Source organism: Rhodococcus sp. PSi06 (assembly GCF_054960675.1).
In genome coordinates this window covers 61,458-75,117 of the sequence record NZ_JBHNYO010000010.1, presented here as the reverse complement: position 1 = coordinate 75,117, position 13,660 = coordinate 61,458, and the positions used below count along the sequence as shown (strand labels likewise).

The 13,660-nt window shown below is 65.1% G+C and carries 12 protein-coding genes; 5 read left to right on the top strand and 7 right to left on the bottom strand.

What is annotated here, in order from left to right; translation table 11 throughout:
* Window positions 1-94: 94 nt before the first annotated feature.
* From ACFI9K_RS14500 to ACFI9K_RS14485, 4 genes are all read right to left on the bottom strand, one after another.
* A complete protein-coding gene (locus ACFI9K_RS14500; protein ID WP_462664140.1) occupies window positions 95-775 on the bottom strand; it encodes a haloacid dehalogenase type II in 681 nt (226 codons plus the stop codon).
* Window positions 772-2,610, bottom strand: coding sequence for an ABC transporter family substrate-binding protein (locus tag ACFI9K_RS14495; RefSeq protein ID WP_462664275.1), 1,839 nt, complete (start codon window positions 2,608-2,610; stop codon window positions 772-774). Before ACFI9K_RS14495 ends, ACFI9K_RS14500 begins: the two co-directional genes overlap by 4 nt.
* A gap of 103 nt (window positions 2,611-2,713) precedes the next feature.
* The gene (gene typA, locus ACFI9K_RS14490; RefSeq protein ID WP_462664139.1) at window positions 2,714-4,651 is read right to left on the bottom strand and encodes a translational GTPase TypA; all 1,938 of its coding nucleotides are present in this window, start codon (window positions 4,649-4,651) and stop codon (window positions 2,714-2,716) included.
* Between the two features lie 316 nt (window positions 4,652-4,967).
* The gene (locus tag ACFI9K_RS14485) at window positions 4,968-5,393 is read right to left on the bottom strand and encodes a (deoxy)nucleoside triphosphate pyrophosphohydrolase (protein WP_462664138.1); all 426 of its coding nucleotides are present in this window, start codon (window positions 5,391-5,393) and stop codon (window positions 4,968-4,970) included.
* A 14-nt stretch (window positions 5,394-5,407) separates the two neighbouring features.
* Between ACFI9K_RS14485 and ACFI9K_RS14480 the strand changes: the two genes are divergently transcribed.
* Window positions 5,408-5,689 carry a 4a-hydroxytetrahydrobiopterin dehydratase gene (locus tag ACFI9K_RS14480; protein WP_462664137.1) on the top strand — a complete coding sequence of 94 codons (282 nt, stop codon included), beginning with the start codon at window positions 5,408-5,410 and terminating at the stop codon, window positions 5,687-5,689.
* On the opposite strand, the gene ACFI9K_RS14475 is transcribed toward ACFI9K_RS14480, so the two are convergent.
* Window positions 5,634-6,950, bottom strand: coding sequence for a mannosyltransferase (locus ACFI9K_RS14475; RefSeq protein WP_462664136.1), 1,317 nt, complete (start codon window positions 6,948-6,950; stop codon window positions 5,634-5,636). The genes ACFI9K_RS14480 and ACFI9K_RS14475 overlap by 56 nt on opposite strands.
* A gap of 201 nt (window positions 6,951-7,151) precedes the next feature.
* Between ACFI9K_RS14475 and ACFI9K_RS14470 the strand changes: the two genes are divergently transcribed.
* Complete coding sequence (locus tag ACFI9K_RS14470; RefSeq protein ID WP_462664274.1) at window positions 7,152-8,012, top strand: Rv1157c family protein; 861 nt, start codon at window positions 7,152-7,154, stop codon at window positions 8,010-8,012.
* Between the two features lie 149 nt (window positions 8,013-8,161).
* Here ACFI9K_RS14470 and ACFI9K_RS14465 read toward each other — a convergent pair whose 3' ends face one another.
* Window positions 8,162-8,899 carry a DUF1906 domain-containing protein gene (locus ACFI9K_RS14465; protein WP_462664135.1) on the bottom strand — a complete coding sequence of 246 codons (738 nt, stop codon included), beginning with the start codon at window positions 8,897-8,899 and terminating at the stop codon, window positions 8,162-8,164.
* 229 nt (window positions 8,900-9,128) lie between these two features.
* On the opposite strand from ACFI9K_RS14465, the gene ACFI9K_RS14460 reads away from it, so the two are divergent.
* Both ACFI9K_RS14460 and ACFI9K_RS14455 read left to right on the top strand, forming a co-directional pair.
* On the top strand, window positions 9,129-9,707 hold the full coding sequence (locus tag ACFI9K_RS14460; RefSeq protein ID WP_222093669.1) for a TerD family protein: 579 nt from the start codon (window positions 9,129-9,131) through the stop codon (window positions 9,705-9,707).
* Between the two features lie 124 nt (window positions 9,708-9,831).
* Window positions 9,832-10,629 (top strand): hypothetical protein, encoded by a 798-nt coding sequence (locus ACFI9K_RS14455; protein ID WP_462664134.1) that lies wholly within the window; start codon window positions 9,832-9,834, stop codon window positions 10,627-10,629.
* A gap of 53 nt (window positions 10,630-10,682) precedes the next feature.
* Here ACFI9K_RS14455 and ACFI9K_RS14450 read toward each other — a convergent pair whose 3' ends face one another.
* Complete coding sequence (locus ACFI9K_RS14450; RefSeq protein WP_462664133.1) at window positions 10,683-12,035, bottom strand: sialidase family protein; 1,353 nt, start codon at window positions 12,033-12,035, stop codon at window positions 10,683-10,685.
* A gap of 194 nt (window positions 12,036-12,229) precedes the next feature.
* Between ACFI9K_RS14450 and ACFI9K_RS14445 the strand changes: the two genes are divergently transcribed.
* The gene (locus ACFI9K_RS14445; protein WP_462664132.1) at window positions 12,230-13,597 is read left to right on the top strand and encodes a WS/DGAT domain-containing protein; all 1,368 of its coding nucleotides are present in this window, start codon (window positions 12,230-12,232) and stop codon (window positions 13,595-13,597) included.
* The last annotated feature ends 63 nt before the right edge of the window (window positions 13,598-13,660 follow it).

Below are 13,660 nucleotides of genomic sequence, written 5' to 3'. Positions count from 1 at the left end.
GCTCTCTGTCACTGCCTGCCCCGTCATCGCGCGTTCGGTCACTGCATCGTCGTTCACTGCATCGTCGCTCACTGCATCTTCGGTCACTGCCTCGTCACTCTCCGAGCAGGCGCGCCAGTTGCGGCAGCGAGCCCGCCTGCACGTCGGGAGATGCGAAATACGCCGGGTACGGCCGGCTCTCGCGATCCAGCCACGCCGTTCTCAGACCCGCGCGGTGCGCGCCGTCGACGTCCCAGGGATGCACCGCCACGAGCATGGCGTCACCCGGCTCCACCCCGCACTGCTCGAGTGCATATCGATAGGAGTCGGCGTGCGGTTTCCACCGCCCGGGCGCCTCGACCGAGAGCAGCATCTCGAATCGGTTCCGTACGCCGGCCCCGTCGAGCAGATTCTGCGCCACGGACGCGGCCCCGTTACTGAGGGTGACGAGCCGAATGCCCAGTGCTGCAAGAGCGGTCACGCCCTCGACCACGTCGGAATGGACGGTCGGTTCGGCGAAACCGGCCATGATGTGGTCCACCGCATCGTCGAGGTCGCGGTTCAGCGGGGCGTCGAACAGCAAGGTACGCAGCAGACCGGACGCGACACCGGCGAAGGGCTCGGCACCGTCTGCGGCCGCCAACGCGAAACCGTCTCGGAGCACGCCTGCGAACCAGGTCGCGAACAGGTGGGGCGGAGCGCCGACGTCGCCGAATCGCGCCGGCATGGTGGACATGTCGGACAACGTCTCGTTCACGTCGAACACGATCACGGCCGGGCGCTCGATACCGGTCACGAGGGAGTTCGCATCCACTGCGCAGCGTCACCGAAGATGCCGACCTCGATCGGACCACTCAGCGAGACGCCGGTGATGCCGGGAACTGCCGCCACCACGGACGAGTCCTGCATGATCGGCAACGTCGACGCCAGCGACCACAGCTTGGGCTCGATGTCCTCGACGGCCGTCGTGGCATCGAGACCGTTCACGAGTCCACGCTCGATCGTCGGTTGAAGTTCGGGTACGCACAGTCCGGACAGATTGCGCGGAGCCTGTGCGCGGTCGCCGCTGTTTGCTGCGGGCTCGTCGACACAGCCGAATCGCGATGCCAGCACCGTCGCGGGGTCCACTCCCGCACCGTGCCAGCCGACCACCGCATCGATGGTGCCGTCGGTCAAGGCCGTCGAATACAGCTCGTCGGCGGGCAGTGGGGTCACGGTCGCATCGACCCCAGCACTCACCAGCTCATCCGCGGCCGTACCCGCCACGGCGAGCGCGATGTCGTCGTTCTCGACGGCACCGATCACGAAACGCAATGCCGTACCGGCGGAGTCGGCAAGACGGGGAACGCCCGGCACCGGAGCACTCGTCGTCGCCGGAGCGGCAGTCGGGGCACCCGCCGTCGGGGCACCGGTGGTCGGGGCACCGGTCGTCGGGGCATCGGTCGTCGGCGCGGTTGCAGTCGTCGGAGCTGCCGCGCCCGGTGTCGATGTGACCAGTGCATCGGGCGTCGGAACGAAGCCGGCGCGTTGCAGCAGATCGAGGGCTGCAGTCTTGCCGATGGGCGCGGGCGACGTCGCGGTGTAACCGGGATCGGAGGGCGAGAGAAGCTGCGCTGCGGCTCGACGATCCGTCGCGCCACCACCTGCTCCGACGACGGCCAGCAGGTTGGGATCCAGTAAGCCGAAAATACCTTGCCGCACAGCAGTATTCGACATATTGGGCGCTCGCCCGTTCACCGTCATGGACAGCACTCGGGATTGCCGGATGGTGTCGGTTCGGACGCCGGGGATCGCCGAGAGCTGAGCTCGCAGCGCCGCGTCGCCACGAACCTGGGCGATCTGAGCGTCGGCCGATCGCAGCGAATCGGCCAATTGTGCGGGGGTGCCGCCGCGCCGGATGAGGATTTGATCGGGTGCCGCGGGCTCGCCCCAGAAGCGATCGTTGCGTTCGAGCAGGATTTCGTCACGACCCTGGTCGACGGTCTTGATGTTGAACCGGGAACCGGAGACGGGCACGTTGTCGGTGAGACCACCCTGAAAACCGCCGGGCGAGTCCTTGAGTAGGTGGGAGGGCACCAGGTCGGTGAACAGTCGCTGCCAGGCCGGGTACGGAGACTCGAGAGTCACGTCGACCGTCTTGCCGCCCCCGGAGGACGCGACATCACTGATCAGCGCGTATCCGGCGGAGTCGACGACGCCGGGCTGGGTGATCATCTGCTGCCACAGATAGCGGAAGTCCTCAGCGGCGATCGGTGCGCTGTCCGACCACTGCGCCTCGTTGCGCAGCTGATAACGAATGGTGAACGGAGATTGTGAGGTGACCTCGGCCGAGATCATCAACGACAGGTCCGGCTCCCAGGTGGTCGATCCCGTGTCCGCATTCCGCACGGGCCGGAACGGGCTGGGCAGCACGAGCGAACTGACCGCAGCAGTGGCAGGAGACTGGTCTGCCAGCAAGTGAGGGTTGAATCCGATGCCGACGTCATCGATGGCGACGACCACCGGATCCCCGGTTTTCGATGGGACGGTCGTCGTGGTGACCGGTGTCTCCACGCTCTCGATCGGAGGTGGCGGATCCGCTGTGCACGCAGTGAGTACCAGAGCGATGGCAGAAACCAGAACCGCCGGCATCAGCACGTTGCGCAACGAGGATCTCCTTCGTGGTCGGCTACCGATACAGCAGAAGCGACGCCCCACGAAAGTGACACGTCGCTTCTGCTGCACGAGATGAGTCTTACAGAGCAGCCTTGTCGCGAGTCTTGCTACGCGAACGCTCGCGGGCCCGCTCGTTGGAATCGAGGTGGACCTTACGGACGCGGACGACCTCGGGGGTCACCTCGACGCACTCGTCGCCGGCACAGAACTCCATGGCCATCTCGAGGTCCAGCTTCTTCGGCTTGGCCAGGGTCTCCATGACGTCTGCGGAGGACTGACGCATGTTGGTCAGCTTCTTCTCACGAGTGACGTTGATGTCGAGGTCTTCCTGACGCGGGTTGATGCCCACGACCATGCCCTCGTAGGTGTCGGCACCCGGCTCGACGAAGAACGTGCCGCGATCGGCCAGCTGGATCATCGCGAACGGGGTGACGGTGCCGTGGCGGTCCGAGACGAGCGAACCGGTGTGGCGGGCGCGGATCTCGCCGGCCCACGGTGCGTAGCCGTGGAAGACGGCGTTGGCGATACCGGTACCGCGGGTGTCGGTGAGGAACTCCGTGCGGAAGCCGATCAGGCCACGCGAGGGAACGATGAATTCCATCCGAACCCAGCCTGCGCCGTGGTTCGTCATCTGGACCATCTTGCCCTTGCGTGCGGCCAGCAACTGAGTGACAGCACCGAGGTACTCCTCCGGTGTGTCGACCATGAGCTCCTCGAAGGGCTCGTGCAGCTTGCCGTCGACCTGCTGGGTGACCACCTGGGGCTTGCCGACGGTGAGCTCGAAGCCTTCACGACGCATCTGCTCGACAAGGATGGCGAGTGCGAGCTCGCCACGACCCTGGACCTCCCACGCATCGGGGCGACCGATGTCGAGGACCTTGAGCGAGACGTTACCGATGAGCTCCTGGTCGAGACGGCTCTTGACCATGCGCGAGGTGAGCTTGTGGCCGCTGACGCGCCCGACGAGCGGGCTCGTGTTGGTACCGATGGTGACCGAGATGGCGGGCTGGTCGACGGTGATGCGCGGGAGAGCAACCGGGTTCTCCAGATCCGCGAGCGTGTCGCCGATCATGATGTCCGGGAAGCCGGCGACGGCGACGATGTCGCCCGCCACACCGCGTTCACCGGGAACGCGCTCGACGCCGATGGTGTTCAGCAGTTCGGTGATCTTGGCCTTCTGGACGACCGGCTCGCCGTCGACCTCACGCATCCAGCTGACAGTCTGGCCCTTGGAGAGCTGGCCGTTGTGGATACGCACGAGCGCGAGGCGACCGAGGAAGGCCGACGCGTCGAGGTTGGTGACGTGAGCCTGCAGCGGCGCGTCGACGTTGCCCTTCGGTGCCGGGACGTAGCTGAGTAGAACCTCGAACAGCTCGTCGAGGTTCTCGGCGTCGGGAGCGTGTCCGTTCTCGGGCTGCACCTTCGAGGCCTTGCCCTCGCGGCCGGAGGCGTAGAGAACGGGGAGGTCGAGTGCGAGCTCGGCTGCCTCGGACGCTTCGTCGTCGAGATCGGATGCGAGGTCGAGAAGCAGGTCGTGGCTCTCCGAGACGACCTCTTCGATTCGCGCGTCGGGACGGTCGGTCTTGTTGACCACGAGGATGACCGGCAGCGACGCGGCGAGCGCCTTGCGCAGCACGAAGCGCGTCTGCGGCAGCGGGCCCTCGGATGCATCGACGAGAAGGACGACGCCGTCGACCATGGACAGGCCGCGCTCGACCTCTCCGCCGAAGTCGGCGTGGCCGGGGGTGTCGATCACGTTGATGACGGTCATGGTGCCGTCGGCGTTGCGTCGGTGAACGGCCGTGTTCTTGGCCAGAATCGTGATGCCTTTTTCTTTTTCGAGGTCACCCGAGTCCATGACGCGGTCGATCGCTTCGGCGCGTTCCTCGAACGCACCGGACTGCCGCAACATAGCGTCGACCAGGGTGGTCTTGCCATGGTCGACGTGTGCAACGATTGCTACGTTGCGAAAAGTTGTGGTGATATCGATGTTGTCTGCACTGCTTGGGGCACTCACGCGAAAAATTCTCCTGGGTCGAATGCGGGCTCTTGTTCGCTAGCGGGCTTATGTCGCTAGAGAAGCGCGCTGCACCGCGAGATTCTCGCGACTGATCGAGTTTACCCGTATACCGACGGTGCCCTGCGCCACCCTCAAGTCTGTGACCTGCGCCACCCACTAGTCTTGGTGCTCATGGGCAAGGTAAAGGCTGCAGATGTCTCGGGGATGAAGCCCAAGAAAAAATGCTGCCGCAAGAAGGTTCGGTGCATCAAATGCCCCGTCGTCATCATGCGAATGAAGAAGCTCGAGTCTGCGGGCGCAACCAAAAAAGATCTCAAGAAGGGCCTGAAGACCGCTCGGGCGAAGTGAGCAGGATGTCCAGCAGCTCGGGCAACCAGAGTCGGTCGGCATCGACCAGATCCATCGACGGCAGCGTCTCTGCGTTCACCCATCGGAGAGCCGAATGTTCCAGTGCGGCAGGGGTTCCCGACACCAGCGTTGCTCGGTAGGTGCGGAGCACCAGCCCGCCGGGGAGATCGACGTCGCCGCTCAGCGCCGCACCGATGACGCACTCGACTCCCAATTCCTCGCGAAGCTCGCGCTCGAGCGCTGCGTCCTCGGACTCCCCCGGCTCCACCTTGCCGCCGGGCAGTTCCCAGCGGCCGGCCAATTCCGGCGGACGGGTTCGCTGCGCGAGCAGCAGACGACCGCCGTCGATCAACGCGGCTGCGACAACCACAGCGGTGGGGGTACCGGACATGCCACCATCTTTCTATGACCGAACTGCTGACCGATCGCGACATCGAGGCCGCCCAGCTCGCCGACTGGACGGTGAGAGAGAAAACACTCACGCGAACCGTCGAACTGGCGTCTTTCCGAGCAGCGATCGAGGCGGTGAACCGGGTGGCCGAGGCCGCGGAAGAAGCGGACCATCATCCCGACATCGACATCCGATGGCGGACGCTCACGTTCACGCTCTCGACGCACTCTGCCGGTGGACTCACGCAGAAGGATGTGGATCTGGCGCGTCGGATCGATGCCCTGGTTTCGAACTGACACGCCCCGCGTAGACGACCCAGCCGAGGAACAGGGCAGAGCCGATCACGTCGACGGCACCGGCCCAGGCCTCCAGCCCAGGACGAGGGATCGTCCAGATCGATTCCTGGAAGAAGCTCAGCAGCCACGGGACACCTACCGTGACCGTCACCAGCCAGTATCCCGCGACGACCTTTGCGCCGGCGACGTCGCGCAGGGGGCCGTGCACCAGCCAGATCACCATGGGAATCACCCAGATCCAGTGGTGTGACCACGAGATAGGTGAAATCAACAGCCCGAGCAGCTGGACGATCACCAGTGTTCCCAAGTGGTCGCGGCGGTCGAGAGCGCGCCATGCCAGCACCGCGAGAATCACAGCGATCACAGCTGCGACGATCCACAGCGGCCCTTGGCCGACGTCCTCGCCCGCGATCCGGCTCATCGCCCCGCGAAGAGACTGATTCCACACCGAGCCGACGGGGCCGATGCGGTCCGCGTCGCCGAGCAACGTGGTGAAGTAGGTGGCTGCCTGATGCCCCAGCGCTGCGTAACTGATCGCGACCGTCAGCGCGAATGCCAACGCCGAGAAGGCCGCGGCCTTCCACCTGCGCGTCGCCAGGAAGTACAGGCCGGTGATGGCCGGGGTCAGCTTGATTCCCGCAGCGAAGCCGACGAGTCCCCCGGCGATCCACCATCGCGAGCTACGCACCGCGAGGAGCGCCAACAGCACCAGGAAGACATTGACCTGGCCGTAGTCGAGGGTCGTTCGTACGGGTTCGGACCACAGGCCCAGCGCGGTCCACAGCATCGCGATGCGTACCCAGCGTGGTTCGGCGGCGCGCTCGTCGCCCAGAACCATCGACAGCGCCAGCCGCACCACCGCGAACAACGCCGCCATGGTGGCGGCCTGCCAGGCGATGCCGACCACGGTGAAGGGCAGGTAGTGCAGGGGGAAGAACACCAGCGCCGCGAACGGTGGGTACGTGAACGGAAGCGGGAAGTCGGGGGTCTGTATCGAATACGTGTAGTCGTACAGATTGTCGCCCAACAGCGCTGCGGAGCCTTCGACATACACGTGCAGATCGACGAGGTTCATGCCGTTCGGCGTGAGGAAGGCCCAGGCGAACCGACTGATCACCGATATCGCCAAGAGAACGGGGGCCAGCCGAACGAGTCGGTTCACTGTGCGTGCGGTTCCGTTCGGTATCGGTGCGGTATATCGAGGACGAAGCTTATAGGTCGTCACAGTCCTTCCCCAATCACCTGGGCAGGTGAGTAACATTTGCATCACCTTTAACACTGACCACTCCAGTAACAGGTTATTGTTTGGCCCTGCGGAGAATTCGCAGTGTGGACCACTTAGACTTCCCTGGCACAGTTCCGACGGGGAGGGTTCGACGTCAACGGCTGTACATCGGGGATCGCGCTACATAGAGTGACCCCTCGGGCACCGGCTGTCGCCGGGGCCCGCGTCATGATCAGAATGGGGAATATCACCGTGCTTCGTACCCGCGGAACGCGTCGCGTCGTTACGGCATTTGCTGTTGCAGCTGCCGCCGCACTCGTCGTACCTACCAGCGCATCCGCGCAGCCACTGGTGCCCATGGCGCCCGCCGATCTGCCCGCCGCACCGGCAGATCCCGCCGCCTTGATCGCTCAGTTCCTCCCCGCACCCGGCGAGCCGATGCCCAATCTCAGCGACGTCGAGGCACTCGCATCGTTCGCTCCCGCCATCGTCGGCGCAGCCGCAGGCCCGGCCGACGTCGGAGCCGCTCCGGCTGCAGACCTGCTGACCCAGGCTCGGGCCCTGCTCGCCACGGCGCAGCTGCCCGAGCAGGTCAAATCCCTGCTCGAGTCCGTCATCACCTTCCTGGACGGATCAGGCGGAGGCGGTCCCGAACTGCCGGCCAACGGACCCGTCATCGCTCAGTTCCTCTACCCGACACTGGGTAAGGGATGCATCTCCGATACCGCAGACTCCGTCGGTACTGCGCTCGCCGTACCGGGCCCGGCCACGTTGCCTCCTCCCGGACCGGCTGCGGGCCAGGCAGGTTTCGTGTTCACCGCACTCGGCACCGCCCCCATCGCCGCCGTGCAGCCGGCTCCGCTCACCGTCACCTGGCTCAACATCGACAACCGTCGTTCGGGAACACAAGACCTGACCGGCGCGGCGAAGATCAACGTCGACGGGCCGGCAACGCTGTCCGCCATCGCCGACACCGGCCCCGGACGCGTGCTGTCGGTCGTCTCCGGCTCGATCACCACGCAGTCGAAGGAAGATCCCGCGGCCGCTCCCCGCAGCTGCACCTTCCTGCCCACCATCGGAACGGTCTACGTTCCGTAGTCGCCACAACACGACGTATTTCGCCCCCGGCCGTACATCAGCCGGGGGCGAAATACTTTTCGAAGGTCGATCAGAGAAGTCGAATTACCGATAGCGGAAACCGAACCTGCGAATTCCAGTGGTTTGTCGGTGAATTACATCGATGGAATTCAGACCACGTCGGCGGTTGATTTGGACCACTGCCCGTAATCGGCTTCGAGAATGTTGTTGATGTCCACTTTCACTCCGCCGACAGAATCCTTGTCGATGCGGATTTGATGAATATGCGCCGCCGGGTGAACGAACCCCTTGGGGCTCCCCCAATTGTGCTGCCAATACCACTGGCCCAGGCCCGCGACCGAGGCCAATTCGATGGTGGGCGAATTGGCGTAGATGCCGGTGTTCTCGGCTCCGATCACCGACTGCCAACCCAGGATGTACGGCGCGATCAGGGTGGCGAACTCGACAGCCGTGGGATTGTCGTCGATCGACACGTAGATCGGGCGGTCAGCGGGACCCCCAGCAGCCGTGTGCAGTTCGAGGCCGCGCGCGGCATGCTTCACGCCCGCTGCATATCCCCCGCGCCAATCCGACGTCTTCCCTTTGCCGAACTGGTAGTTCGAGACCACCTCGAGTCCGGCGGAGGTGAGCGAGTCGGCCTCGGACTTACGCATCGGCTTGCCGATCATCCAGTTCGCGTCGGGTCGACGGTCGGAGACGTACCGCACCGCCCCGCGGTGACCGGCCTGCTTGATCGCCGAGGCCGACGGCACCCCGCCCGAATAGTCGACGAGGGTCCCCAAGCCGGCGTCGGCATGCGCAGTCGCCGTTCCCAGGGCAACGAGCCCGACGGCAGCAGCGGACCCGGCAGCGGCGTACTTGAACAGTTCACGTCGCGAAACCTGCACAGAAATCTCCAGTGTTCGTTCGATTGCCGCGGCGCGCCTACTCGTAGAACTGCACTACCACTGCTAACTTGTGATCTTTTGTCGTATCCCACCACAATCCCATCGGTACCGCCAGCCCCACTGCTCACACAAGCCACCCGTCCCCCTGGAGCCACTCGGGCATCGCGGGCGCAGTTTCGAATAGGGTGGGTGGAACGATGCACGGCCGAACGCGAAGGAGTGGATGGGCATGGGCGTAACTCTTGCCAAAGGTGGAAATGTCTCACTGACCAAGGAGGCACCGAATCTGACCGCTGTCTCCATCGGGTTGGGCTGGGACGTCCGCGCCACCACCGGCGGCGACTTCGATCTCGATGCCAGCGCCATCGGTCTCGGCACCACCAAGAAGGCGCTGAGCGACCTCTACTTCGTCTTCTACAACAACTTGCGCTCCCCCGACGGTGCCATCGAGCACACCGGCGACAACCGGACCGGAGAAGGTGAGGGCGACGACGAAAGCATCGACGTGGATCTGGTGGCACTAGCGCCCGAGGTGGACTCCATCGTCTTTCCCGTCTCCATTCACAACGCAGACGCTCTGGGGCAGAACTTCGGTCAGGTCGTCAACGCCTTCATCCGTGTGGTCGACAAGTCCGACGGGCGCGAACTCGCTCGCTTCGACCTCAGCGAGGATGCCTCCACCGAAACTGCCATGGTGTTCGGTGAGCTGTACCGCCGCGGTGCCGAATGGAAGTTCCGCGCCATCGGCCAGGGGTACGCGTCGGGACTGGAAGGAATCGTTCGAGACTTCGGCATCGATGTGGGCTGACGTATTCATGAGCTGCACCGTCTCGATTGAACAACGGATTGCGGCAGAACTTGTGACGTCGAGATGATGTGTGGTGATATCAGCGCAACCGCAACATAAGCCACATCAGTCACAGGAGTCACACATGTCTCGACGCCTCAGCCGTCTGGCGGGCGCGCTCGCGCTCTCCTGCGCGGCATTGCTCGCAGTGCCCGCTACCGCGGCAGCAGAGCCCGCACCGGCAGATCCGCTGGCCCAGGCAATCGCCGCATTGCAAGGCCAAGGCGGCGCTTCGCTCGCCGCAGCGAATGCAATCGCGGACTCGCGCACCCCGGTCGCCGAGGACGCGACCGCCGATCCGTTCGCCGCGCTGAACGCAGCCAACAAGGCGCTGACCGACTTCGGCATCACCCCGTTCTTCTACCCGACTGCGGCCATCAACTGCGCAGCAACGGGAGCCTCGCCCCTCGGCATCGTCCCGGGTGTCGCGGGCGGAGCAGCGGGCCCGTGGCCGCAACTGAAGGCACCCATTCCGCTGCCGATTCCTGATCTCAACGCCGTCGACAAGGGCGAGACAATGTTCGCGTTCGTCCCGGCAGGCATCGTCAACGATTCGGCCGACAAGACCGGAATGCAGGTCGCCTGGTTCAACGTCAACACACTGAAGGGCGGCTTCGCGGACTTCGGTGGGCTGGTCACCACTCTCGCGGACTCGATCCTCGCCAATTCCGGCATCCCGGCTCAGTTCACAGATATTGCCCGGCCCTTCGTGGTCGACGCACTCAATGCGCTGCCCGCTGCCGGGGCCCGCGCCGTACCCGTCGAAACAGGATCGGGAACCGTCCTGGCCGCGGTGTTCGGCACGGTGAACCACAAGGCTCTCGACGGTAGCGACAAGAGCTGCTTCTTCTTCCCCACCGTCGGTCTGATCGACGTCGCCTGACCCCTCGAACCCGACAGGCCCTGCAGCGCGTGCGTTGCAGGGCCTGTCGTCGTTCACCCGCCGTCGATTCGGCCCAGACGCCCCAGCACTGCCTGCATCTCGCTGCGCTCGGAACGCGCAGCCCAGGGACGCTGCCGATTCCTGCCCCGCATCTGCATGACGGCCCCTGTCAGCAGGTCACCGTTGGGGGCGAAGCGCACTCGAACCATCTCGTCGAGTGATCGCCCCAACACGAAGTTCTCGACACCACCGCAGAAGCCGTGCGGAAACAGCGGCGCATCGGGTTCGTTGTACTTGCCGCCGACGAACACCGGTCGGTTGGTGCGGAAGTCACGGCATTGCGCGATGAACCCGTGGAAGGCGCGGCCGCGCTCACGCCCGTAGTAGGCGATACCCACTCGCCCGGCCCCGGTCGCGGTGATCGCGCCGTAGCGGGCATCACGCACTCCGGGCGCGGAGACGACGACGGGCCTCGACCAGGTCACCGCTCCGTCGGACGACCAGGCAGCATGAAGTACACCGTCCCGGTCCGGCCACACCACGTACAGGTTTCCGTCGTCGTCGACGGCTGTCGACTCCGGCAGCCGATAGCGCGAACCGAGCAACTGAAAATGCAGCGGATTGTGGTACCTCGCCAACGCCGACCCCGGGACCATCCGGACGTCCCAGGTCATACCCTCGTCTCGACTGACTGCCACGGCGAACCGTCGACCGTACCGACCGCCGATGTACACCGTCCCGTCGGGACCGACGACGCCCGTGCCGAAGGTGATGTACTCGCGACTGGGTAATCCAGGGATGTTCTTCGGATCGATGTCGAAGCCGCCGGCCACCTCCCACTTGACTCCTCCGTCGTAGGACCGCCAGATCACCTGCCGGGTGACGTTGATCAGCGGTCGAACACGCACCGAGAACGGTGTCGGAGCCGAGAGGTACGTGACTCGGCCACCGCTCGAAATGCTGGGTCCAGCAAATGTTTTCGCGTCCGTCCTGGCTTTGGACGCCACCTTCCGGATACGCCAGGTTTCACCTCGGTCGTCGCTGACTCCGAGAGTGAATCCGGACCGAAACAGGTGCGGTGGAATCGGGTCGAATCGACCGGTGTGCAGAAACAGTCGTTCCTCGACATCGTCGAAGTACAGGTACGGACGATGTCCGGAGTTCTGCATTCCCTCCGGAACCGATGCACGCCAGGATCTTCCGGAGTCGGACGACAGCAACACACCGACACCGTCGACGGTGAAGGCAGGAGCGAGAAACACGGTGTTGTCCGACGCCACCCCGAGGGTGCAAGCCGACGAGCCGTATTCGGTGTAGGAGACGTCGGTGACGTAGTCGGCCGAGGCGGCAGCAGTGGTCGATGAACGCAGGCCCGCCCGATACCCCGAGGCAACTCTGGGCGTCACGACACCGTCCGCGCGGTCTCGCGGCGTCGAATGCAGAGGGCGTGGCGATGCATTGATCCAGGTTATCGCCCATCCTGCGAGGAATCGCCGAGGCAATCGAAGAAGTCCTCGGCCGGTACTGGTGAGAATTCACAGAACCGAACCGGTCAGTCCGTGGACTGCCTCGCGCCGCCTCGCCGCTTAGGCTTCACCCTGTGCCCCGCGATCGTCCCGACAGCACTGACCCCGAGTCGACGCACCTGCACCCGGCCGACGCGCGGGCGTACTGGATGGCGTCGAAGATCCCCAGCGACCAATTCCTGCTGTACTGCTTCGACACCGGACCCGAGGAGATCGTTGCCGAAATAGAACGACTGCTCGAACGCAGCGCTCGTATCGACGTGCTGCGCCGGCACATCACGGAGGCACCTCTGCGCGTCGCCTATCCCCGGTGGACCGACGGGCATCCGGGCACCGACGCGGTCACCGTTCACCCGGCATCGCGAACGTGGGCGGAGTGCCTCGATGCGATTTCGCACTCCTTCGGCGCTCAGGTCGACCCCCGCGAATCCGTGTGGCGTCTGCACCTGCATCCGAAGGTAACCGGTGCGCCGGGTGGATCGGGACCGACTACCGTTGCCGTGCTTCAACTCTCACACGCAGCGGCCGACGGGGCGTTGGCATCGAAGACAGCCCGCGATCTGCTCGGCACACATTCGCTCTCACCCCGGTACCTGCCGCGGTCCACCTGGACGGAGCCGGCGGCTACGGTGCGCGCTGTCGCAACTCTTCCGCTACGCATCGCGCTCATGGTTCGCGGCGGCCTACGCGCTCGGCGCGACGCGCTGAACCTCGAGCGAGCGACCGACTCGGGTTCGATCCCGCCGCCCGCTCGGTCGCGGGCTCTGACGCCCCTCGACGTGCCGCCCACCGGCCGGACGTCGCTTCGCACGATCGTTCTCCCGAAAGCGTATGTGCGCGCCGAGGGCATCACCGTCACCACCTTCGTGCTCACCGCTATCTCGATTGCGCTGCAAAATTTCCTCGATACTTCGGCCGACCTGGGCGCAGAGGTGACCCTCGCCCGCCCCGAACGTGGTGGCGCCCGTAACCATTTCGGCAACGTCGGAGTCGGACTGTTTTCGTCGGAACCGAACATCCGCATGCGCATGCTGCTCATCTCGGAGGATCTGGCCGCACGCAGAGTGCGCGCGAGTCATCCGCTGGCCGAAGCTGCCCGCGCATCGCAGGACGACGTCGAAGTACACGTACCGGCGTTCCTGGCGCAATGGGGAGTCGCCCAGTTCGATCCGGCCGCGACGCCCCCGACGGTCACCGGCAACACCGTCGTGTCCAGCGTCTCGCGTGGTGCCGCAGACCTCACTCTCTGCGGAGGTTCGGTACGGTTCACCGCGGGCTTCCCCGCCCTCTCCCCCGCGATGAGCGTGACCCATGGCGTGCACGGCATCGGCGACACCGTCACCATCGGGATCACATCCAACAGCGCGGCCGTGCCCGATCCGGACCACTACGAGGCGCTCCTACGCAGCGCCCTCGAACAGGTACGCGCTGCCTTGACCTGATCGGGACCCGACTGCCAGACAGTTCTCAGCGTTTGTCGGGTATCGGGCTCAGGTTCACCGGCC